Annotated in this window: 18 protein-coding genes; 2 read left to right on the top strand and 16 right to left on the bottom strand. The window is 55.0% G+C overall.

Annotated elements, in window-relative coordinates; all coding sequences use genetic code 11:
• Positions 1-5 precede the first annotated feature (5 nt).
• From BH714_RS23575 to BH714_RS08910, 15 genes are all read right to left on the bottom strand, one after another.
• Positions 6-566, bottom strand: a complete 561-nt coding sequence (locus BH714_RS23575) for a hypothetical protein (protein WP_165602356.1) — start codon at positions 564-566, stop codon at positions 6-8.
• Positions 563-1,687, bottom strand: a complete 1,125-nt coding sequence (locus tag BH714_RS08845; protein WP_040017689.1) for a glycosyltransferase — start codon at positions 1,685-1,687, stop codon at positions 563-565. The genes BH714_RS23575 and BH714_RS08845 overlap by 4 nt, the downstream gene beginning before the upstream one ends.
• Positions 1,681-2,655: an NAD-dependent epimerase/dehydratase family protein gene (locus BH714_RS08850; RefSeq protein ID WP_040017690.1), complete on the bottom strand. Its 975-nt coding sequence runs from the start codon at positions 2,653-2,655 to the stop codon at positions 1,681-1,683. Before BH714_RS08850 ends, BH714_RS08845 begins: the two co-directional genes overlap by 7 nt.
• Entirely contained in the window at positions 2,646-3,758 is a 1,113-nt protein-coding gene (locus BH714_RS08855) for a fatty acid desaturase family protein (protein WP_040017691.1), read from the bottom strand. Before BH714_RS08855 ends, BH714_RS08850 begins: the two co-directional genes overlap by 10 nt.
• Positions 3,745-4,872 (bottom strand): sterol desaturase family protein, encoded by a 1,128-nt coding sequence (locus BH714_RS08860; RefSeq protein WP_040017692.1) that lies wholly within the window; start codon positions 4,870-4,872, stop codon positions 3,745-3,747. The genes BH714_RS08855 and BH714_RS08860 overlap by 14 nt, the downstream gene beginning before the upstream one ends.
• Positions 4,865-5,482 (bottom strand): phosphatase PAP2 family protein, encoded by a 618-nt coding sequence (locus tag BH714_RS08865; RefSeq protein ID WP_040017693.1) that lies wholly within the window; start codon positions 5,480-5,482, stop codon positions 4,865-4,867. Before BH714_RS08865 ends, BH714_RS08860 begins: the two co-directional genes overlap by 8 nt.
• Positions 5,479-6,753, bottom strand: a complete 1,275-nt coding sequence (locus tag BH714_RS08870) for a F390 synthetase-related protein (RefSeq protein ID WP_040019042.1) — start codon at positions 6,751-6,753, stop codon at positions 5,479-5,481. Before BH714_RS08870 ends, BH714_RS08865 begins: the two co-directional genes overlap by 4 nt.
• An 8-nt stretch (positions 6,754-6,761) precedes the next feature.
• On the bottom strand, positions 6,762-7,568 hold the full coding sequence (locus BH714_RS08875; protein ID WP_040017696.1) for an MBL fold metallo-hydrolase: 807 nt from the start codon (positions 7,566-7,568) through the stop codon (positions 6,762-6,764).
• Complete coding sequence (locus BH714_RS08880; protein ID WP_040017697.1) at positions 7,546-8,562, bottom strand: NAD-dependent epimerase/dehydratase family protein; 1,017 nt, start codon at positions 8,560-8,562, stop codon at positions 7,546-7,548. The genes BH714_RS08875 and BH714_RS08880 overlap by 23 nt, the downstream gene beginning before the upstream one ends.
• Positions 8,559-9,566: a 3-oxoacyl-[acyl-carrier-protein] synthase III C-terminal domain-containing protein gene (locus BH714_RS08885; RefSeq protein WP_047356811.1), complete on the bottom strand. Its 1,008-nt coding sequence runs from the start codon at positions 9,564-9,566 to the stop codon at positions 8,559-8,561. Before BH714_RS08885 ends, BH714_RS08880 begins: the two co-directional genes overlap by 4 nt.
• A gap of 110 nt (positions 9,567-9,676) precedes the next feature.
• The gene (gene narI, locus BH714_RS08890) at positions 9,677-10,354 is read right to left on the bottom strand and encodes a respiratory nitrate reductase subunit gamma (protein ID WP_014170469.1); all 678 of its coding nucleotides are present in this window, start codon (positions 10,352-10,354) and stop codon (positions 9,677-9,679) included.
• Positions 10,354-11,064, bottom strand: a complete 711-nt coding sequence (gene narJ, locus BH714_RS08895) for a nitrate reductase molybdenum cofactor assembly chaperone (RefSeq protein ID WP_040017698.1) — start codon at positions 11,062-11,064, stop codon at positions 10,354-10,356. The genes narI and narJ overlap by 1 nt, the downstream gene beginning before the upstream one ends.
• Entirely contained in the window at positions 11,061-12,596 is a 1,536-nt protein-coding gene (gene narH / locus BH714_RS08900; protein ID WP_040017699.1) for a nitrate reductase subunit beta, read from the bottom strand. The genes narJ and narH overlap by 4 nt, the downstream gene beginning before the upstream one ends.
• Positions 12,593-16,336 carry a nitrate reductase subunit alpha gene (locus tag BH714_RS08905; protein WP_020882362.1) on the bottom strand — a complete coding sequence of 1,248 codons (3,744 nt, stop codon included), beginning with the start codon at positions 16,334-16,336 and terminating at the stop codon, positions 12,593-12,595. The genes narH and BH714_RS08905 overlap by 4 nt, the downstream gene beginning before the upstream one ends.
• A 381-nt stretch (positions 16,337-16,717) precedes the next feature.
• On the bottom strand, positions 16,718-18,115 hold the full coding sequence (locus tag BH714_RS08910; protein WP_020882361.1) for a NarK family nitrate/nitrite MFS transporter: 1,398 nt from the start codon (positions 18,113-18,115) through the stop codon (positions 16,718-16,720).
• 309 nt (positions 18,116-18,424) lie between these two features.
• On the opposite strand from BH714_RS08910, the gene narX reads away from it, so the two are divergent.
• On the top strand, positions 18,425-20,221 hold the full coding sequence (gene narX, locus BH714_RS08915) for a nitrate/nitrite two-component system sensor histidine kinase NarX (RefSeq protein WP_040017700.1): 1,797 nt from the start codon (positions 18,425-18,427) through the stop codon (positions 20,219-20,221).
• The gene (gene narL, locus BH714_RS08920; RefSeq protein ID WP_003856701.1) at positions 20,214-20,864 is read left to right on the top strand and encodes a two-component system response regulator NarL; all 651 of its coding nucleotides are present in this window, start codon (positions 20,214-20,216) and stop codon (positions 20,862-20,864) included. The genes narX and narL overlap by 8 nt, the downstream gene beginning before the upstream one ends.
• Positions 20,865-20,867: 3 nt before the next feature.
• Here the strand turns inward: narL and BH714_RS08925 are convergent, their stop codons facing one another.
• Positions 20,868-22,274 carry a YchO/YchP family invasin gene (locus tag BH714_RS08925; protein WP_040017701.1) on the bottom strand — a complete coding sequence of 469 codons (1,407 nt, stop codon included), beginning with the start codon at positions 22,272-22,274 and terminating at the stop codon, positions 20,868-20,870.
• Positions 22,275-22,342: the final 68 nt, after the last annotated feature.

Below are 22,342 nucleotides of genomic sequence, written 5' to 3' on the forward strand. Positions count from 1 at the left end.
AGACTCTATTTCCGTATTTGATTTATAAATCGCTGACATAAACAGACCAGCTCCGGCTGCGAGAGATAGTCCATATGACCGCAGGGTATGCGCTCGTCCGCCTGGTGAAACCAAAGGCGAGAAATCCAGTCTTGCTGCCCCTGAACCAAAAGATGATGGCAGTCAGGACGCTGACGAGCCACGGGGCCGTAAGCAAAAATACTCACGCGAGACAGGACTGAGGACGGCAGGTGAAGATTATTAAAGAGTTCCAATCCACAGCTTCCGGAAAGTAACAGCGTGTGATCCGCCGATTCCAGCAACGCGATCGCAATGTTTCGATAGCGCTCGCCAAACGCTGCCCTGCGAGAAGTGAGGTAGTCCCGCGCATTGCTGCAACTTGCACGCAATAAACCCGTATCACACCATGGCTGGGTTTGAGGTATCCAGGGGAAATTTTCAGTGACAGGCATGGCCCCCTCCGTCAGCAAAGACTGGAGGAACAAACTCTGCACCGGGCTGAGCGCAAGGTTGCCGGGACGGCTTCTTCCCGTGATAAAAGCGATGTTAAGTCGCATGCCGGTCACAATGAGCTGAAGCGGTCATTACTGAAAACGCGATAGCGACGCGAACGCCAGTGAATATTCCGGTTGAACAAGGCATGGATTAAATGCACAGGCTGCAACAGCTCTGATAACACCGACATCACCGGCCTTGCGGAAATAGTCTCTGACACTAAACGCTGTATACGGCGCAAGGCAACGTGGCGAACGAGAAGGACCACCGCCAGTAACACGCAATTTATCCCCCCATTGAATGCGAGCACCACCATCGCCCAAAGCAGTAACGGATGTAAACCCTGAAGAAGAAAGATTGCCAGATTCGTACCAGCAGGCTTCTCACGCATCAACAATGTGGCGAACAAAAACCAGCGGTGCATCTGACGAAAATACCGTCTGACGTCAGGTACGCTGGTTTGTACGCTCACAGGCGCGACAGACTGTACGATGTTTACCCCTTGCTGAGTAAGAAGCGTTGCCAGCGCGAGATCATCGGTCAGATGTCGAAGGATGGGCGAAAATCCCCCCACGTTTTCCAGCACACGTAAAGGTAACAGGTAGCACATGCCATTTAGCGTTAACGGTCTGACAAAAGGCAGCAACGGCAGATACGTCAGCGCTGAGTTATCATTAACAAATTGTGCCAGCAGTCGCGACGGTAAGTTGTCGGTAGCCACATACCAGGGCAGCGCGGTGACAAGCGAATGATCATCAAGCGCGGCAAGCATCGTGTTTAGCGATGTCGCCGTCAGTACCGCATCGTCATCTAAAATCAGGACCGTCAGGGTCTTAACCTGCTTTCTTCCTTGCTCAAGCTTATATAACTTTGGATTTATCCCTTCCGGCGCTTCAGGGTATGCGCAGATATGAATAGCGCTCTGAGGGTAACGCGTCTGCAACCGCTGCGTTACCCTTGCGGCCTCCGCGTCGTCCACGTCAGTCAGCCAAAGAAACGTTGCGCCAGGCAAATTTTGAAGACTCGCGGCCAACACCGTCTCTAACGCAGGATCACCGCTGAGTATGGGTTGCATGACCGTAATGTCGCTGAAAGAGCGAGAGATGTTATCCCTTGTGGCTGTAAGCATTTTCTGCGTGATACAGACTTTGAAAAGCAGAATGGCCAGCCATGCTATTGCGATAATTAACACAGGCGCTCTTCCTTGAGTTGTTCTAAAAACGTACGCAGGCTGACGTCAAAATCCATTGATGGTGGACCAAAGTCATCCAGCATACGCGTAACATTCAGGGTGTTAGTATAGCCAAAGACGGCAACGCCAAAACGGGTAATCGGGGGTTCTCCCGGCAACGGCAGCCAGCGCCACAGCCTCTCAAGTATGCCAGCAAAACACATCGCTGTTCCCAGGCGCACGGTTTTATGCGGTTGAGGCAAACCCAACTGCTGCAAGACGTCACATAACAGCCGATGGATTTCGACAGATTGACTGGCGGAGATGTTATAACACGGGCGGAGATGACTGCGTTTCACGGCACGCATCAGGTAATCCCCTAGCACATCGACGTGCATAATGTCGGCCTGCACTTTTACACCGCGGCTAAGGATAGAGGGCAGCTTTCCTTTTTTAGCCGCAGCCAACAGAGGCGGTAAGAGCAAGCGATCGCCTTCACCAAATACGGCACAAGGGCGAAAAATGGTTTTCTCACCCTGATACGTCTCAACAAGGCACTCTGCCTGACGTTTTGTGCGCCCATATTGGCTGCTAAATTCGGGGCCGATAGCATCACATTCACGCAGTCCTGGCTGGTGCGCAAAACGGTAATAAACCGCCGCGCTTGAAATAAATATGAGTCGTGGAAAGCCACGATGACGGCAAAAATCGATAACATGCCGGGTCGTCTCAACGTTATCCCGGTAATAATCGTGCTCACGACCCCAGGGCGAAGTCCTTCCTGCCGCGTGAATAACCACATCGGGTACGACATCTAGCGTATGAAGCTGGTCTAACCCAAGTGCGTAATACTCAACTGATGCGGGCAACGCGACATGTTCACGGCGCCCGACGCCGCACAGCGAAACGCCGTCAGTATCGGCAAAACGCCGGATAAAAGCCCCGCCAATGAAACCCGATGCTCCGGTTACCATAATCTTCACGGCCATTCTCCGTGTCGCTCAGGGCGTTCACCCATGCGCCTGAGAAAACGCTGCTGGAGAGACATTAAATCGGCGAGGGTGAGCCGTCGATAATCCAGCCCTTCTCGCGCGGCGACATCCTCGATGATTCGGCTCAACTGAGGATAATGGCGATGACTCCAGTGCGGGAAAAGATGGTGAGTCAGATGAAGATTGAGGCCACCCAGCCAGTAACCCATGAACGCGGGCCGTGTCGACCAGTCAAAGGTCGTTGCAAAGGTATGGGAAAGCCTGCCTTGAGCCATTTTACCCCCGTCAGGGGGGAGCTGAGCGCTGCCCTTTGCCCAGTGCGTCCCGATGACGAGCATGACGAATATCAGAGAAGAGATCATCTGACAGAGCATATAGGTCAGCAAAATTGAACCGGCGCTAAATCTGTCGGCCAACAACCACATGGGTAACACGAGGCTGAACGCTGCGTGCAAGGCTTTACCCGTCAAAAAAAACGTCCAGCCGATAATACCCTGCTGCGCCAGATGAGGCGTCACCGGTGTATATCCCCCTCTGTCGAGCCAGTCAACAATCCAGATATACCAGGGGAAGGTTAATGCGGCGACCAACGGCCAGTAGTAGCGCTGCGCCCGCATAAAGGGGCGCCAGCGCTGCCAGGGCGTCTGGCGCATAAGACCATTTTCTGCGGTGTCCGGATCGTAACATTCTATGTTGGTGAATCCATGATGAAATCTGACATGGCGAACGCGCCAGCAATCGGGATCCAGGCCGAGTGGGATAGCGACAATACGGTTTACCCACGCGTTAGCTTTTTTACCTTTCAGAAAGGCATTATGAGACGCATCATGCACGACGTTCACGGTCAGCAACATCGCGAAAACGATGGCGGCAAAATACCATGAAAAATACAGGGGCAGGTCACTCTGATGAAGCGCTAACGCATAACTTCCAATACAACCACCAGCCAGCATCACTGTTTTAACCAGCATTCGGCCATCTGCATAGCGATGATCGCCCCGTTCTGTTAACAACGCGCGTGTTTCGCTGTGAAGTGCTGCAACCAGCCCGGGGGGATCGGCGGGAAAGGTCAACCGCTTGTCAGGATTAAACTGGTTCACTTATCCCCCTTTTTGTTCTGCGCCCAAGGCCATAGGTGAGTGCAATACCGTGTGCGGCCAGTGCCGCCATAACTGCAACCCAATAGACGTGATTCCAGCCCCAATAACCCAAGAAAAGCAGCGGTAAAGAGAGCGTGACCAGACACCACATCATCACTCCCCAGCGCTGCCCCTCGCTGATCCCACCCAATGCGACAGAGCCAGCTGCCAGCAATATAAACAACAGGGACTGCGCAGCACCCACGTTATCTATGCTGTATCCGTAGCGCTGGATGTAGCCCAGAACAAGCGCAAACAACAGAATAGCCCCGACACCTGTCATTAATATCGAACAGTCAAACTGGCGATGTCGGAGGCGAACCGTTTTAAAAATACCTGCCATTTGCAAAAAAGGAAGATTACTTTCCTGCATCGGGTTTAACGATGGCTTCCTGCCTTTTACCCCATAGGTCGACTTCTCCTGCGAGGGCATCTCGCAGAACGTACCGAATAATTTATCCCAGAAAATAAAGGTGCCACCGTAGTTGGTATCGGCATAGCGCTTATTATTAAGGTGATGAACGCGATGATGTGTCGGGGTAACAAATACCTTTTCTAGCCACCCCAGCGTTGGCGTTAATGCGTTATGGTTAAAAAACTGAATGCTGTAATGCACGATGGAAACCGCCAGAAAGACACTCAGCGGTACGCCAGCCAGCGCTAACACCAAAAAGAAAGGGATTGACGTTAATGACGAGTACCAGGAATTTCGCACCCCCAGCGACAGGTTATAGTTCTCCCCCTGATGGTGAACAACGTGAACAGCCCACAGTAGCCGAAGCTGGTGATGGAGACGATGAAGCCAGTAGAAACCAACGTCCCATGCTAACAATGTAAAGAGCCATACCCCGACGGCAGGCCATCCCTCAAAAAGATTCAGGCTAAAGTGTTCCAGCACAAATCCGTAGCAAAGCACCTCCAGGCACCGGAAAAACCACAGCATAATGTGCCCGGAATTGAGATTGAAAATGATATCGAGCCAGTCAATATTCTGCCGCCGTGTGAACTGAAGAATACAGGCCTCAGCACACACGAAAAACAGCATAAAAAGAACGGGAAACAGGAGTTCACTCACCGGGTATTCCTTTATATTTTTGTCTGCGCACGTCCAGATGCCCTGCCAGCCATACACTGGCCCCTGCCAGCAAAACACCCGCCATTAAATCAATAAACAGATGCCTTCTCAGCTGAAGGATAGAGTAAGCAATAGCACACGCCCAGATGACGCTTGCAACCGCCATCCAGCGTAAACGCCCTGCCGCTATCGCCCAGACGGCGAGTGCCGTCAGCGCAGCGTGCAAAGAGGGAAAGCAATTTTGACGGGAATCGACAGAGACCAGCCACCCCAAGACTCTGGAAGAAACACCCTCTCCTGCCAGCGTGGGATGCACCATGGTGGTCGGCCATAACAGATATATGATGCCTGCCCCCAGCGCCGAAAATTGCATGGACCGGGCAAGCCACCGCACTCGGTCATACGGCGTTAATAAATATCCCAACGGGACAATCAAGAAAAAGGACAAGTAGAGCCACACCGCATCAGGCGAAAAGGGAATTAACGCGTCAACCCGTAGTGGGGTTAAACGATAACCTTCACCCTGTAACCTGTCGCAAAGCGAATAAACGACCCCGACCGACCCCCACCCCACTAGCATCTGCTTGAGGCGTTGCAGAAATTCACTCATTCTTTTCCCCATTCACGGACTATGCGCCGTCGTTTTGCGTCAAAGTTCGGTGATACGCTTCGGGACTGCAGCACCCATACCAGCCGGGAAGTGTCTATTCCCTGTAACGTAAACAGCTCATTCAGCGCGTCGCGGCAGTGAGGAAGTATTGCTGCGTCACAATCCGCGGTAAGACACAGTCTCTCTGCTTCTGTTTGTACCAGGCGATAGTCTGCGGTAAGTGGGAGCGTGACGGCCAGCACGCGGCTGCAGGGGTCGGCAAAAATAACCTGCGGTTTGCCCGTGCTATCCGGGAGAAGGAGTTGATCGTCCTGTCGACCCTCAATACGCTCAATCGCGCGCGCCGCACTTCCACACGAGCACCGCGCCTCGCGGGCAACCAGTATGTCATCAAGGCGGTAACGGACGATGGGCTGCGTGCTGCGGGTGAAATCGGTGATAACAGGCGTAAAGCGCTTCTCATCCAGCCAGTGGGGCTCAACGTGAATAAATTCCTCGTTCAGATGTAACGTCCCAAAAGAACAGGTTGAAGCTAAAAAACCCTCTGTTGCCTGGTAGATTTCACCCACGCTACCAAATACCTGGTGGATAAGTGCCCTGTCCTGTTCCTCCAGAACTTCGGCGACAGAAATCACCTTTTTGACATTCAGCTGCAGCGTTCCGTCCAGTACCGCCAGCGCCAGCGCACGTAATACCTGTGCGGGGGCAACAATGATCGTCGGAGAAAACTGTTCTACATGGCGCAATTGCGGCTGAAACGGCGCCAGTAAATCGTAAAATTCCAGGCTCAACCAGCGGCTGCTCACACTCTGGTAAAGGTTATTATTTGCCCTCAGAAACAGTGCAACCCGTTCCCGGGCAAAAAGACCGTCCGGTAAGGCCCTGGCAAGCATACCTGCAGCCCAAATTTGCTGCTCCTTCGGACTGACAACAAATAACCCACGTCTGCCGGAAGTACCTGATGACAGGCCCACGCTAAATCGGCCTATTTTCGGACTGAAGTCCCGGCTCTGTTCACTTTTCAGCGCGCAGGCCATCAGCGCGTCACGCTTAAGACCTTCAGTGTTCATTTCATCGAAATGCGTCATCATCAACGCCTTGTCCATCAGCGGCCACTGTCCGAACGGCACCGCGCGAAATCGCTGAAACCATGGGCTTTTCGATAACACGTTCCGCCTGAAGCGATGCAGTTTTTTTTCCTGCCATCTCTCCAGTTTTTCACGTTCGGTAAAACGCCGTCTGCGGGTGCAGAAATAGCGCCACATCAACATAATGAGGTTCACAAATCGCCCTCATGACACAGACGAATATCCACTTTACCGTTTTTCCAGAGTTGATTGAGTTGCCGGAGCGTCTGGTAATAAGCAGAGGGATCGGACATCACCAGACTGGCAAGCCGTGAAGGACCGCGCATCTCCCGGTAATTGTCAGGAGACCAGGCCGCATCTGCGGCCAAAAGTGTCCAGCCGTCCTCTGTCAGGACGAATGCCCCGAAGTGTCCGGCCGCATGGCCTGCAAGCGGGATCAAAATAATTTCGCCCTGACTGTCCGGCAAAACATAGCCCCGCTCAAACGGAGCAAGCGCCTCGGGCAGCCTCAGGGTTTCGAAACCTTCAATGAAGCGCAATGACGACTCAAACCCGGAGGGGAAAAGTCCTGGCACAAATGCCTGACGCAGGGCGGCAAATCCTCTCAGCGCTCTCACCTGCTGCCAGCCCTCACCAGAACAAATACAGCTAACATCGGGGAAATCACGCAACCCTGCGACGTGATCGGCATGGAAGTGCGACAAGATAATCGCATCGATATCGCCCCCGACCAGGCCTTGTGCGTAAAGCTGTTGAGCCAGGGACTGTTTGGGGTCGAAATAGACCGGCGTGACTTGCCGGTAAATGCGAAAAATGCCCGAGCGCGTGTAGTGTTCAAACCAGGAGGAATAGCCGGTATCCCATAGCCATCGGTGTGAACCGACCTCCAGGAGCCAGGCTCGAGCGGGAAATTTGCACACCCTGAGACCAGCGCCTTTTAGAGCCATGCAGCCGATATGGGTGCAATATCCTGTTTCAAACGCGGTAATCTTTGCCATTCGTCCTCAGCCATTCTCCCGTTAGCGCGATGCCTTCTGCCATTGAAAAGCGAGGGGTATAGCCCAACTCCTCTACGGCTTTTTTAGCGCTCAGCGTCATATCGAAACAAACCGTTCCCGCACTGTAACGGGTGACGGGAGGTTCCTTATTGATGCACTTTCCGACTAATTCCATGCCACGCGCGGCCAGTGACACCACCGGCCAGGGAATTGACCGGATCTGGTAGCGTAACCCCAGTTGCTGACGCAGCAACGCGTCAAGCATATCAACCAGCCGCTGCGGCTGGTGATTGGTCACGTTATAGATGCTGCCGGAATAAAGAGGCTGGCCCAAGGTTGCACGTTCCATAGCAAAGACCACGTTTTGTACGAAGGTCAAATCCAGAAGCGCTTCTCCTCCCCTGGGCAGGAGCAGTACCCCTCCGTCCTGATGGAGCTGACGCAGCAGGCGAGGAACGATCACCTTATCATGGGGACCGAAAAGCCCACGCGGGCGCAAAATGATGAACGTTGTCGCGCTGAAGTTTGCCACCGCATCTTCAATGATGCGTTCGGCTGCACGTTTGCTGCTGGCATAGTGGCTGGAAAATGTGTTCGCCAGGTAGGTTTCCGGAAGATCGTAGTGATGTTGAAAATCGAAGTAGACCGCAGGGGTAGAAATGTGGACAAAACGCGGAATGCCCGCGGTGCCCGCAGCCATCGCCAGTTTTTTTGTTGCAATGACGTTAGCCTGCCAGAAAGCGTCCCTCCCTCCCCAGGGAGAAGATTTCGCTGCGCAGTGCCACACGGCATAGCACCCCTCCATGAGCCTGGCGCATTGGTCCAGAGACGCCAGGGACAAGTCGAGAGGGATAAACGTCGCGCCCACATGCTTTAAATGTGCACCTTCGACCTGATTACGCCCCGTCGCCACTACGCTAAAGCCACGTTCCAGCAAATAGTGGACAGCGTTACGCCCCAGCCCGCTGGTTGCCCCTGTCACCAGGATCTTCATGGCATAAGTACCATGCCAGCCAGCGTCAGGCCTGCTGCAGTACCAATAAGCATCGCGGGTTTTCCCGGCGTGAAACGACCATGGGTTACCGCTTCATGCAGCGCCGTAGGGATGGAGGCGGCCACCTGGTTGCCGTAGTGACGGTAAACATCAATTAAGATGGATTCAGGGACGCCCAGCCGCTTACGCATGTGTTCAAGAGAAAGATGGCTGGCCTGATGCGGAATGACGGTACCGATATCCGACAGTTGCAGACCGCATTTTCCCAGCAGCCGCGCGAAGTAGTCATCAATCAGCGAAGAGGCATACCGGAACAGCGCCTTACCCTGCATATGGAACATAAAATCACTGTCGCTCATGCCCGCTCTGGGGTTGCGACGCGTTCCTCCCGCACGGATTTCACAGAGTTCGCTGCCATCCGGGTACATCTCGATCAGGCTTGTTATAATCCCGCTGTTGCCGTCACCACGCTCCACGATCGCACACGCCGCACCATCACCGAAAATCAACGAAGACTCTTCGTGGCTCCAGTCAATGCCGCGCGATGCTAAATCAGCTGAAACAATGGCGATGCGACGGTATGCGCCTGTATTCAATAAACCTGCAGCAACTTCTAAAGCGGAAATAAAGCTGACACAGCTGCTGTTAATATCAAACCCCGCCATACCCGCGGGCATACCCGCCGCCTTGATAATATGAACCGCACTGCAGGGAAGCGCTTGTATGGCAATAGCCGATGCACAAATCAACAGGTCTATGGAATCAGGTGATATCGTTCCGGCATGTAGCGCGTTATGTAGCGCCTGTGCGGCCAGCCCGGCCTGGCTGGCGGTGTGAGAAGCGTGGTAGCGGGTAAGAATACCGGACCGTTTTTCAACGTAGCCAGGCGGTTTTCCTAACCATGAATCCAGATCGCTGGATGTCAGTCTTTCAGCAGGCAAGGCAATGCCTGTTGAGATAATTTTTATTGCGGCCGAAATTTCCGGCTCTGTTGATTGACCCACACCAGTGCTCCCTTCACTAGCTAATCCAACCGCTAATAATATAGGAGCCCCTTCTTTACACAATCTGAAATTAACGGGAGCGTCCTGCTCCCGTGTCGGTTTTCAGTGAATTAGCGACGGGCGCGAACAATCTGATATTTGCGCGTCAGATACTCCACCGGTGCACTCCAGATATGCACCAGACGAGAGAACGGGAACAGCACAAACAGCGTCATCCCGAGCACCAGGTGCACGCGGAAGATAAACGCCACACCGTCAAGGTGCTCAGACGCACCACCGTGGAAAGTCACCACAGACTGCGCCCAGCCGACCAGCTTCATCATTTCGCTGCCATCCATATGCTGAGCCGAGAACGGAATGGTCAGCAGACCCAGCGCACACTGCACCATCAGCAGGGACAAAATCAGAATGTCCGCGCCGGTGGTAGTCGCGCGAACACGCGGGCTGAACAGACGGCGTTTGAGCAGCAGTAAACCGCCCACCAGCGTCATCACGCCGCAGGCACCGCCGGCAATCATCGCCATTTTCTGCTTCACCTCAATCGGCAGGAATGACTCATACATCCAGTGCGGCGTCAGCATTCCGAGGAAGTGACCCGCAAAAATCCCCAGGATCCCGATGTGGAACAGGTTAGAAGCCAGGTTCATCCCTTTGCGATCGAGCATCTGGCTGGAGGCAGCACGCCAGGTGTACTGGCCGTAGTCATAACGCAGCCAGCTTCCCACCAGGAACACGGTGCCCGCGATATACGGGTAAATGTCAAAGAAGAACATGTTCAGGAAGTGCATTATTGCTGTCCTCCGTTAGAGATATTCAAATATTGCGGGGCAACGGCTCCGGCAAAACGACGTTGGTGAGCGGAGATTTCAGACTCACCGCAGTTCTGGTCAGCCATGAATTTCACCTGCTCCTCCTCCCAGACCGCATCCAGCGCCTGTGGCGTATCATCGCGGGCTTCATCGGCGATCTTCTCCGCAACTTTTTCACTGTCGACCGATGCGTTGGCGAGCTTCACCAGCAGGTCGAACAGCACCGCGTAACGGCTCTCGCGCTGCTGAAGTCGTGCGCCGAGCAGCGCCAGGATCGGCGCGATGTCCTGCAGCCCCCCCAGCGCCTCCTCTTTAGGCAACTGCGCCAGATACTCAAGATAGAGCGGCAGGTGGTCCGGCAGCTCGCGGCTGTCGAGCTGCAGGCCGTGTTGCTCGTACTGTCCCATCAGGTCAACCATCGCCTGACCGCGGTCACGTGACTCACCGTGAACATGTTCGAACAGCAGCAGCGACGTCGCGCGTCCGCGGTCAAACAGCTGGCTGTAATCCGCCTGCGCATCCAGTAAATCGCGCGCTAACAGGTCCCGGAGGAAAACGGCCAGTGTCTGGGCATCCTCTTTCTCAAGATTTTCAGATGACGCGAGTGCATCAAAGAGCTCCTGCTGATGCTGCGCAAGCGCAGCATCCGGGTACTCGAGCAGACGCGAAACAATGACAAGTTCAATCATTGGTGCGGCTCCGTTTTGCTCGTCACATCCAGGGCATCAATGCGGCGGCTGTTGAAGAGATTGAATTTCGTGTCTGAACCGTGGCATCCATCGCCAAAGGTAAAGCCACAGCCATTTTTCTCCGGGAAGGCTTCGCGAGCCAGTTCTCGGTGGCTGCTCGGCACCACGAAACGGTCTTCGTAATTGGCAATCGCCAGGTAACGGTACATCTCCTGCGCCTGGGCTTCGGTCAGACCTACCGCTTCCAGTGCACGGGTATCGTTAACACCGTCAACGGTTTCAGCGCGTTTGTAGTGGCGCATCGCCAGCATACGTTTCAGCGCCAGCAGGACCGGCTGGGTATCCCCTGCGGTTAACAGGTTTGCCAGATACTGAACCGGGATACGCAGGCTTTCCACGTCTGGCAGAATGCCGTTGCTGCCCAGCTCACCCGCATCCGCAGCAGACTGGATCGGAGACAGCGGCGGCACGTACCAGACCATCGGCAGCGTGCGGTATTCCGGATGCAGCGGCAGCGCCAGCTTCCAGTCCATCGCCATTTTGTACACCGGAGACTGCTGCGCAGCGTCAATCACGCTCTGCGGAACGCCGTCTTTCAGCGCCTGCTCAATCACTTTCGGATCGTTAGGATCGAGGAAGACGTCCAGCTGACGCTGATAGAGATCTTTCTCGTTCTCGGTGCTGGCTGCATTTTCAATCGCGTCCGCGTCGTACAGCAGCACGCCGAGGTAACGAATACGGCCCACGCAGCTCTCAGAGCAGACGGTTGGCATACCGGCTTCAATACGCGGATAGCAGAAGATGCACTTCTCAGACTTGCCGCTCTTCCAGTTGAAGTAGATTTTTTTGTACGGGCAACCGGTAATACACATACGCCAGCCGCGGCACTTGTCCTGGTCGATCAGCACAATGCCATCTTCTTCACGCTTATAGATGGCTCCGCTCGGACAGGTCGCCACGCACGCCGGGTTAAGGCAGTGCTCGCACAGACGCGGCAAATACATCATGAAGGTGTTTTCGAACTGGCCGTACATCGCCTTCTGCATGTTCTCGAAGTTCTGGTCTTTGGCGCGTTTTTCGAACTCGCCGCCCAGAATCTCTTCCCAGTTTGGACCGCTGGTGATCTTATCCATACGCTGTCCGGTAATGAGCGAGCGTGGACGTGCGATCGGCTGATGTTTGCTTTCCGGCGCGTTGTGCAGGTTCTGGTAGTCGTAATCAAACGGCTCGTAGTAATCATCGATGCCAGGCAGATGCGGGTTGGCGAAGATTTTACCGAGCAGCATCGCACGGTTACCCATGCGCGGCTGCAGTTTACCGTTGATTTTACGGATCCAGCCGCCCTTCCATTTCTCCTGGTTTTCCCAGTCGGTCGGGAAGCCGGTGCCGGGTTTACTTTCCACGTTATTGAACCACGCGTACTCCATCCCTTCGCGGCTGGTCCAGACGTTTTTACAGGTGACTGAGCAGGTATGACAGCCGATGCATTTATCCAGATTCAGCACCATGCCGACTTGTGAACGAATTTTCATTTTACGCTCTCCTGTACCTGGTCATTACCTTCGCCGTCTAACCAGTTAATATTCTTCATCTTACGTACCACCACGAACTCATCGCGGTTAGATCCTACCGTGCCGTAGTAGTTAAAGCCGTAGGCTAGCTGCGCATAGCCGCCGATCATGTGCGTCGGTTTTGGCGTAATACGGGTCACGGAGTTGTGAATGCCGCCGCGCTGCTCGGTGATTTCAGAACCCGGCAGGTTAACGATACGTTCCTGCGCGTGGTACATCATGGTCATCCCGGCCGGGACACGCTGACTGACAACCGCACGCGCCGTCAGCGCACCGTTGCTGTTGAACACTTCGATCCAGTCGTTATCTTCAATGCCCAGATCTTTGGCGTCCGTCTCGCTCATCCACACAATCGGGCCACCGCGGGACAACGTCAGCATCAGCAGGTTGTCGCTGTAGGTGGAGTGAATGCCCCACTTCTGGTGCGGCGTCAGGAAGTTCAGCGCCTTCTCCGGGTTACCGTTCGATTTCGTACCCATTACCGCTTTCACGGAGCGGGTATCGATTGGCGGACGATAAACCAGCAGGCTCTCACCGAAGTCGCGCATCCACTGGTGATCCTGATACAGGGACTGACGACCGGACAGGGTACGCCATGGGATCAGTTCGTGAACGTTGGTGTAGCCAGCATTGTAGGAGACGTGTTCATCTTCCAGGCCAGACCAGGTCGGGCTGGAGATAATTTTGCGCGGTTGAGCCTGAATATCGCGGAAGCGGATCTTCTCTTCCTCTTTATTCGTCGCCAGATGGGTATGATCGCGACCGGTAAACTCACTCAGTGCCGCCCATGCTTTCACCGCCACGTGACCGTTGGTTTCCGGTGCCAGAGTCAGGATCATTTCTGCAGCATCAATGGCCGTGTTCAGCATTGGCTGGCCTTTGGCCGGGCCGTCCGCTTTGGTGTAATTGAGCTTACGCAGCAGGTCCATTTCGCTCTGGGTATTCCACGCAATCCCTTTACCCCCGTTACCGATTTTTTCCATCAGCGGGCCGATAGAGGTAAAGCGTTCGTACGTTGCCGGGTAGTCACGTTCAACGGGAATAATGTGCGGCGCTGTCACGCCCGGGATCAGGTCACACTCGCCTTTTTTCCAGTCCTTCACGTCCAGCGGCTGCGCCAGTTCGGCTGCAGAGTCGTGCTGAATCGGCAGGGTCACCACATCGGTCTCTTTGCCCAGATGTCCTACGCACACTTCGGAGAATTTCTTCGCGATATCTTTGTAGATATCCCAGTCGCTTTTGGATTCCCACGCCGGGTCAACGGCTGCAGACAGCGGATGAATAAACGGATGCATATCCGAGGTATTCATGTCGTCTTTTTCATACCAGGTAGCGGTTGGCAGCACGATATCGGAATACAGGCAGGTACTGGACAAACGGAAGTCCAGCGTCACCACCAGATCCAGCTTGCCGTCCAGACCGTTGTCTTTCCACTCCACTTCTTCTGGTTTCACGCCGCCCTGCTTGCCCAGATCTTTCCCCTGAATACCGTTTTCAGTACCCAGCAGATATTTCAGCATGTACTCGTGGCCTTTACCGGAGGAGCCCAGCAGGTTAGAGCGCCAGATAAACAGGTTACGCGGATGGTTTTTGCCGTTTTCAGGCTGCTCGGCCGCAAAGCGAATGGTGCCTTCTTTCAGTGCCTTGACGGTGTAATCCGCCGGGGTCATGCCCGCTTTCTTCGCCTCGTCGGCAATGCGCAGCGGGTTAGTCCCTAACTGAGGTGCAGACGGCAGCCAGCCCATGCGTTCAGCGCGGACGTTGAAGTCGATCAGGTGGCCGCTGTAGCGGGATTTATCCGCCATTGGCGACAGCAGTTCCTGGGCCGTTACCGTCTCATAGCGCCACTGGCTGGAGTGGTTGTAGAAGTAAGACGTACTGTTCATATGACGCGCCGGACGCTGCCAGTCGAGGGCAAACGCCAGTGGCTGCCAGCCCGTCTGCGGACGCAGTTTTTCCTGGCCGACATAGTGCGCCCAGCCGCCGCCGCTTTGACCCACACAACCGCAGAAGATCAGCATGTTGATCAGGCCACGATAGTTCATATCAAGGTGATACCAGTGGTTCAGACCGGCACCAACAATGATCATTGAACGGCCATGCGTCTTGTCAGCATTTTCAGCGAATTCACGGGCGATACGGGTGATGTGTCCACGCGGCACGCCGGTGATCTGCTCTGCCCAGGCCGGGGTATACGCTTTGATGTCGTCGTAGCTGGTTGCGCAGTTTTCATCATTCAGGCCGCGCTCCAGGCCGTAGTTGGCCAGCGTCAGGTCATACACGGTGGTCACCAGCGCCGTCGACCCATCCGCCAGCTGCAGACGTTTGACCGGCAGCTTATGCATCAGGATGTTCTGCAGCTCAACTTTGTTGAAATGCTCGGACCCTTCGCCGCCGAAGTACGGGAAGCCCACATCAGCAATTTCGTCCTGGCTACCCAGCATGCTCAGACGCAGTTCAGTCTCTTCACCGGTGGTACCGTTACGCTGCTCGAGGTTCCACTTGCCCTTCTCGCCCCAGCGGAAACCGATAGAGCCGTTGGGTGCCACCAGCTCGCCGTTATTGTTATAGGCGACCGTTTTCCACTCAGGATTGTTTTCCTGACCCAGCGCATCCACCAGATCGGCGGCACGCAGTGTGCGGCCCGCTGCATAGTAGCCATCACGCTCTTCCAGCATGACCAGCATCGGCATGTCGGTATAGCGACGGACATAGTCAGTAAAGTACTGGCTGGGTTTATCGAGGTGGAACTCACGCAGCATCACGTGGCCCATCGCCAGCGCCATCGCGGAGTCGGTACCCTGTTTAGGGGCCAGCCACAGGTCGCACAGCTTGGCAATTTCCGCATAGTCCGGGGTCACCGCAACGGTTTTGGTGCCTTTGTAACGCACTTCCGTGAAGAAGTGGGCATCCGGCGTACGGGTCTGTGGAACGTTAGAGCCCCAGGCAATAATGTAGCTGGAGTTGTACCAGTCAGCGGATTCCGGCACGTCGGTCTGCTCGCCCCAGGTCTGCGGAGAGGCTGGCGGCAGGTCGCAGTACCAGTCGTAGAAGCTCAGACAGGTTCCGCCGATAAGCGACAGATAACGAGCACCTGAGGCGTAAGAGACCATCGACATCGCCGGGATAGGCGAGAAGCCCGCGACGCGGTCCGGTCCGTAGGTTTTGACAGTATAAACGTTTGAAGCGGCAATCAGTTCGTTGACCTCTTTCCAGGAAGAACGAACAAAACCACCGCGACCGCGCGCCTGCTTAAAGCTTTTTGCTTTGTCGGCATCTTCGATAATGGATGCCCAGGCATCAACCGGATCGCTGTGCAGCACTTTCGCCTCACGCCACATTTTCATCAGGCGTTTGCGCATCAGAGGGTATTTCAGACGGTTGGCGCTGTACAGATACCAGGAGTAGCTTGCACCACGCGGGCAGCCACGAGGTTCGTGGTTTGGCATATCCGGACGGGTACGCGGATAGTCGGTCTGCTGCATTTCCCATGTCACCAGGCCGTTTTTAACGAAAATCTTCCAGCTACATGAGCCAGTGCAGTTCACGCCGTGGGTCGAACGGACGACTTTGTCATGCTGCCAGCGCTGACGGTAACCGTCTTCCCAGTCCCGGTTGGTCTCCAGAACCTGGCCGTGCCCATCGGCAAAAGTTTCACCCTTCTGTTTGAAGTAGCGAAACCGGTCCAAAAATTTGCTCATCGGGTATCTCCTGTGTGGAGCCTGTGGCTCTCTAAATCGACATTGCTGATTTGCAGCGAAGGTAACGCTCTGATAGATGGCGAGAATTGATAACGATCAAGGCGGAGAGGGAGTTTCAGGTGGGGTATTAGATCGGATACCACCAAAGCGGTAGATTTTTAATTTTTATAATCTATTGATTTATAATGATATTTATAATTTATCGTACAAAAAGCAGGGCTAAATTTAACATCTCAGGTATTAAGGGGTAGAACGCCCTGTAAAGCGATGGCGATCACAGTGTTACCCGCAGGCATTGTTCCTCAAACGCCATCAGTATGTTGTAACTACTGTAGTAATAAAAAAACGCGGCCCGAAGGCCGCGCAAACGGATAATCACACTTACTTATTTTTTTTGGTATTACGGCCATATACCAGCCACGTAATCACTACGCAGGCGATATAGAAAACGAGGAAGACTTTCATTGCTCCTGCCGGAGAGCCGGTCAGGTCCAGAGAGATACCGAACGCTTTCGGAATAAAGAAACCGCCAATTGCGCCGATGGCAGAGATAAAGCCCAGTGCAGCAGCCGTATCCGTCGCGGCTTCACGCATGGCCTGCTCTTCGCTTCCGCCCTGCGCTTTAACGCGATCCATCGTCAGTTTACGGAAGATAACGGAAATCATCTGGAAGGTCGATGCGCTACCCAGACCGGCCGTCAGGAACAGCACCATAAACACGCCGAAGAAGGCGGTAAAGTTGCCACCCTGGCCATTGGCGGGCAGCGTCAGGAACAGCAGCGCACAGAAAACAGCCATGATCACAAAGTTCACCAGCGTCACGCGTGTTCCGCCCAGACGGTCAGACACCATCCCGCCCAGTGAACGCGCCAGGGCACCGATGAACGGACCAAAGAAGGCAAACTGCAGGATCTGCACTTCCGGGAACTGTGTTTTGGACAGCATGGCAAAGCCTGCGGAGAAACCGATAAACGACCCGAAGGTTGCCAGATAAAGCAGCGCCATGACCCACAGGTGCCCGCGTTTCAGCACCGGCAACTGCTCGCTCAGCGAAGCCTTAGATGCCGACAGATCGTTCATAAAGAACCATGCCGCCAGGGTGAAGACCACCAGGAACGGAACCCAAATCCACGCCGCATTCTGCAGGTACAGGGAAGAACCATCCGCCTGCTCGACGCCACCGCCACCAAAGGCTGCAAAAATGGAGACAGAGATTGCCAGCGGTGCAATTAACTGCATCACGCTTACGCCCATGTTTCCCAGACCGCCGTTAATACCCAGCGCACCGCCCTGCTTCGCTTTCGGGAAGAAGAAGCTGATGTTCGCCATACTGGAGGCGAAGTTAGCGCCAGCAAAACCGCACAGCAGGGAGATAATCACGAACACGCTGAAAGGCGTGGAGGTATCCTGCACCGCAAAACCCAGCCACACGCAAGGTACGATCATGATGCCCGTACTGAACGCCGTCCAGCGACGACCACCAAACACCGGCACCATAAACGCGTAAGGGACGCGCAGCAGCGCACCGGACAGCGACGGCAACGCGGTCAGCATAAACAGCTGATCGGTCGTAAAGGTAAAACCCACTTTTGGCAGATTGACTGCCACTGCACTAAACAACATCCATACGCAAAACGCTAACAGCAAACACGGAACGGAAATCCACAGATTCCGGCTCGCTATACGATGGCCGCGCTGTTGCCAGAACGCCGGATCCTCTGGACGCCATTCAGTAATAACGGCACCATTTTCCCTTTCGGGAGCGGATGAGTGACTCATAGACACCTCTGATTCTCGAATGATGCTGCAAACATTAGGGTTTTAGGGCGGCGGTAAGTTGATATAAATCAAAGGAAAAGTGGGAGGTTTTACAGCGCGAAAAAAGCCCTTATCCTTAGTGAGTAGGCTATTTCAGTAAAAAAGACGTGGTTTTTCACGGCACTGAAGCGTCCCTGATACCGCCTCCTCCTGCCGCTTACTCCGTTGGCAATTTAGGGGTAATCCTTTATTGGTATGGGTATACTCCTGGGTATGCACCAGAATAGCGCCATTCCTGCAAGCAGGCCACGTCAGGAGCCCGGCAACTCTATGTTAAAAAGATGTTTATCTCCGCTAACACTGGTTAACCAGTTGGCACTGATCGTTATGCTGTCCACCGCCCTCGGTGTGACCGGTATGGCGATTTCTGGCTGGCTGGTACAGGGCGTACAGGGTAATGCGCATGCCATCAACGAGGCAGGCTCTCTGCGCATGCAGAGTTACCGCCTGCTGGCGTCGGTACCGCTGACGGAAGACGATCAGCCTCTGATCGACGAAATGGAGCGTACCGCGTTCAGCCCGGAGCTGGAACGTGCCGCCATCCGTGACGGGCAGGAATCACAGCTTAAATCCCTGCAAAACTACTGGCACACCCAGCTTCAGCCTGGTCTGAAACAGGCGCGCAATACTGAGACCGTAGCACGGGACGTCGCGGGCTTTGTGTCGCGTATTGACGCGCTGGTCTCCTCTTTCGATCAGACCACCGAATTGCGTATCGACCGGGTGCTGATGGTTCACCGTGCCATGGCGTTGTTTATGGGGCTGCTGCTGATTTTCACCATCCTCTGGCTGCGCGCCCGGCTGTTGAACCCCTGGAAACAGTTGCTGGCGATGGCCCGCGCGGTGACCGCACGTGATTTTACTCAGCGCACGCATATCAGCGGGCGTAATGAAATGGCGATGCTGGGCCAGGCGCTCAATACCATGTCGGAAGAACTCTCCGAAAGCTACGCCGTGCTGGAAAAACGCGTGCAGGAGAAAACGGCAGGGCTGGAGCAGAAAAACGAAATCCTCTCCTTCCTGTGGCAGGCCAACCGTCGTCTGCATATGCAGGTGCCGTTATGTGAACGCCTCTCGCCGGTGCTGAATGGCCTGCAAAATCTGACCTTGCTGCATGACCTGGAGCTGCGGGTCTACGATGTTGAAGATGAAGATAATCATCAGGAATTTACCTGTCAGTCCGACATGTCCTGCGATGACAAAGGCTGTCATCTTTGCCCGCGAGGCTTGCCGCCCCTGACCTCCGGCGGTACGACGCTGAAGTGGCGACTGACGGACAGCCATACCCAGTACGGTATCCTGCTGGCCACGCTGCCCGCCGGGCGGCATCTGAGCCACGATCAGCAGCAGCTGGTCGATACGCTGGTCGAGCAGCTGACCGCTACGCTGGCGCTCGACCGCCATCAGGAAAAGCAACAGCAGCTGATCGTCATGGAAGAGCGTGCGACTATCGCGCGCGAATTGCATGACTCCATCGCCCAGTCGCTCTCCTGTATGAAAATGCAGGTCAGCTGTCTGCAGATGCAGGATGCGGAGATGCCGGAAAGCAACAAACAGCTGCTGAGCCAGATCCGCAACGAACTCAATACCTCATGGATTCAGCTTCGCGAGCTATTAACCACCTTCCGCCTGCAGCTGACCGAGCCTGGCCTGCGCCCCGCGCTGGAGTCCAGTTGCCATGAATTTAGCGCCCGACTGGGGTTCCCGGTGAAGCTTGATTATCAGCTGCCGCCGCGGTTTGTCCCCTCCCATCAGGCGATTCATCTACTGCAGATCGCCCGTGAAGCCCTGAGCAACGTGCTCAAACACGCTGACGCGACGGCGGTCACCGTTACCGTCAGCCAGCACGATAATCAGGTCAGGCTCACGGTTCATGACAACGGCTGCGGCGTGCCGGAAAATGCCGAAAGAACTAACCATTATGGTTTAATTATCATGCGAGACCGCGCCCAAAGCCTGCGCGGTGATTGCCAGGTTCGCCGGCGAGAGACAGGTGGCACGGAAGTCGTGGTCACCTTTATTCCCGACAAACCGCTCACAACTGCTCAAGGAGAAACCCATGACTAATCAGGAACCGGCATCCATCCTGTTGATCGACGACCATCCGATGCTGCGTACTGGCGTTAAACAGCTGGTCAGCATGGCACCCGATATCACCGTCGTTGGCGAAGCCAGCAATGGCGAACAGGGCATTGAGCTTGCCGAATCGCTTGATCCCGATCTGATCCTGCTCGATCTCAACATGCCGGGCATGAACGGTCTGGAAACGCTCGACAAGCTGCGGGAAAAATCGCTCTCCGGACGCGTAGTGGTCTTTAGCGTCTCGAACCATGAAGAGGATGTTGTGACGGCGCTCAAGCGTGGCGCGGACGGCTACCTGCTGAAAGATATGGAGCCGGAAGACCTGCTTAAGGCCCTGCAACAGGCCGCCGCGGGTGAGATGGTACTGAGCGAAGCCTTAACCCCGGTGCTGGCCGCCAGCCTGCGGGCAAACCGCGCCACCTCGGATCGCGATGTCAGTCAGTTGACGCCGCGTGAGCGCGATATTCTGAAGCTGATTGCCCAGGGCCTGCCGAATAAAATGATTGCGCGTCGCCTGGATATCACCGAAAGCACGGTCAAAGTGCATGTGAAACATATGCTGAAGAAAATGAAGTTAAAATCGCGGGTTGAAGCCGCGGTATGGGTACACCAGGAACGTATTTTTTAAGCATTACTCATCCGGCAGCAGCTTCCAGCGCGGATCGTCGGTGGGTAATGCCACAAGCGGTTGCGCCACAGCCAGCGTGATCTCATTGGACGAGACGCGCTTGCCATCATTATCTTCGACCACCACCGAAAGCCGCCAGCGGTTGCTCGCGCCCTCACTATCATCCCAGGCAGGCATAATCACGCTCCAGCCGTCTTCGCTGGTATTGTTGGCCGGCGATGTCAGACTCAGCGCCTGCGTATCTCCCTGCCAGTGAAGCTGGCGAATCCCGTGCTTACTGCGGATCTGCAGCTTAAGCATCACGGTTTCGCCCCCTTTAAGATCCCACGGCGGTGTCGCCAGGTAGACGGACAACGTTTTGCTCTGGCGGAACTCCATCACCGGCAGGTTATCCCGCTCTGGCGAATCATAGCGACTGCCGCGCAGAGAACGGGTGGCGGCGACTTCACTGGCAGAAAGTTGCTTCACCAGCGGCACGCCAAAGCGGTAGTTGAGCTTGAGGCCAAGATTATTCTGGCTCACCCCACTCTCCCCTTGCTTATGCCCGGCGGTGAGGGTTACCAGCGGAACGGGGGTATAATTCAGCCCCAGATTGACCGCCACCGGGTTGTGATAACCGGTACCGCTGTTGAACAGGTCAACGTTATCACCAAAATATTGCTCAAAGCTGACGCTGGTATTCAGGTGATGGAACCACGGCAGCCACGCTTTAGCGGTCACGTCGTACCCCCGGGCCATGCGCTGCTCCTGAATGTCAGAGCGATCGCGCCAGCCGGCAAAGGGCTGATAATAGTTCGCAGACAGACGCAGGTTCTCGCCCCATACTTCCGCACCTAACCCGGCACGCTGCAGGTTTTCATCCAGCAGGTTGTCGTAAAAGGTGTTGTAGCCGAGCAACCATTTTCCGGCAACCCAGCGCTGCCCAATGCCGGCATTGCTCACCAGACCGTCAGTCTGCTGCGTCAGGCCAAGCTGGCTCCAGCTCAGATAATGGTTGTTATCGTTCCACGGAATAAACCAGCTGCCGCTGCTGCCGTTAAATTTGCCGTCGTCATCCACCAGCAAGTTCACGCTGGCATTCCCCCACGGCGAAAGCCAGGATTCAATATGCTGGTTCACTTCGCCGCTCACCGCGTCACGCACCTTGCCAAAGGCAAACTGACGCGCCTGCTCGCCTGTCGTCAGGCCGTTATCGGTCATACTGGCTTCGCCAAACGCTTTCGCCATTTCTGCCAGATGTTTTTCGCCCTCGGTCGTGGGCGCCGCCATGCCGAGATCGGGCAGATTATCCCCGTTGTTATCAAAGGGGTTCTGTGCCTGCTGCACAAAGGAATTCGGCGCACCGTGAACGGCTCCGACCGGAATGAGGGGGAGTAAAGCAAGCAAACGAAGATGAGATGAAACAGCCATTAACGTCGTAAGAAATACCCGATGCTTACGTGAGAACACCGGGTACCTTACCGTTATTCCTCACGTTT

The sequence above is a fragment of the Enterobacter ludwigii genome, assembly GCF_001750725.1.
Taxonomy (GTDB): domain Bacteria; phylum Pseudomonadota; class Gammaproteobacteria; order Enterobacterales; family Enterobacteriaceae; genus Enterobacter; species Enterobacter ludwigii.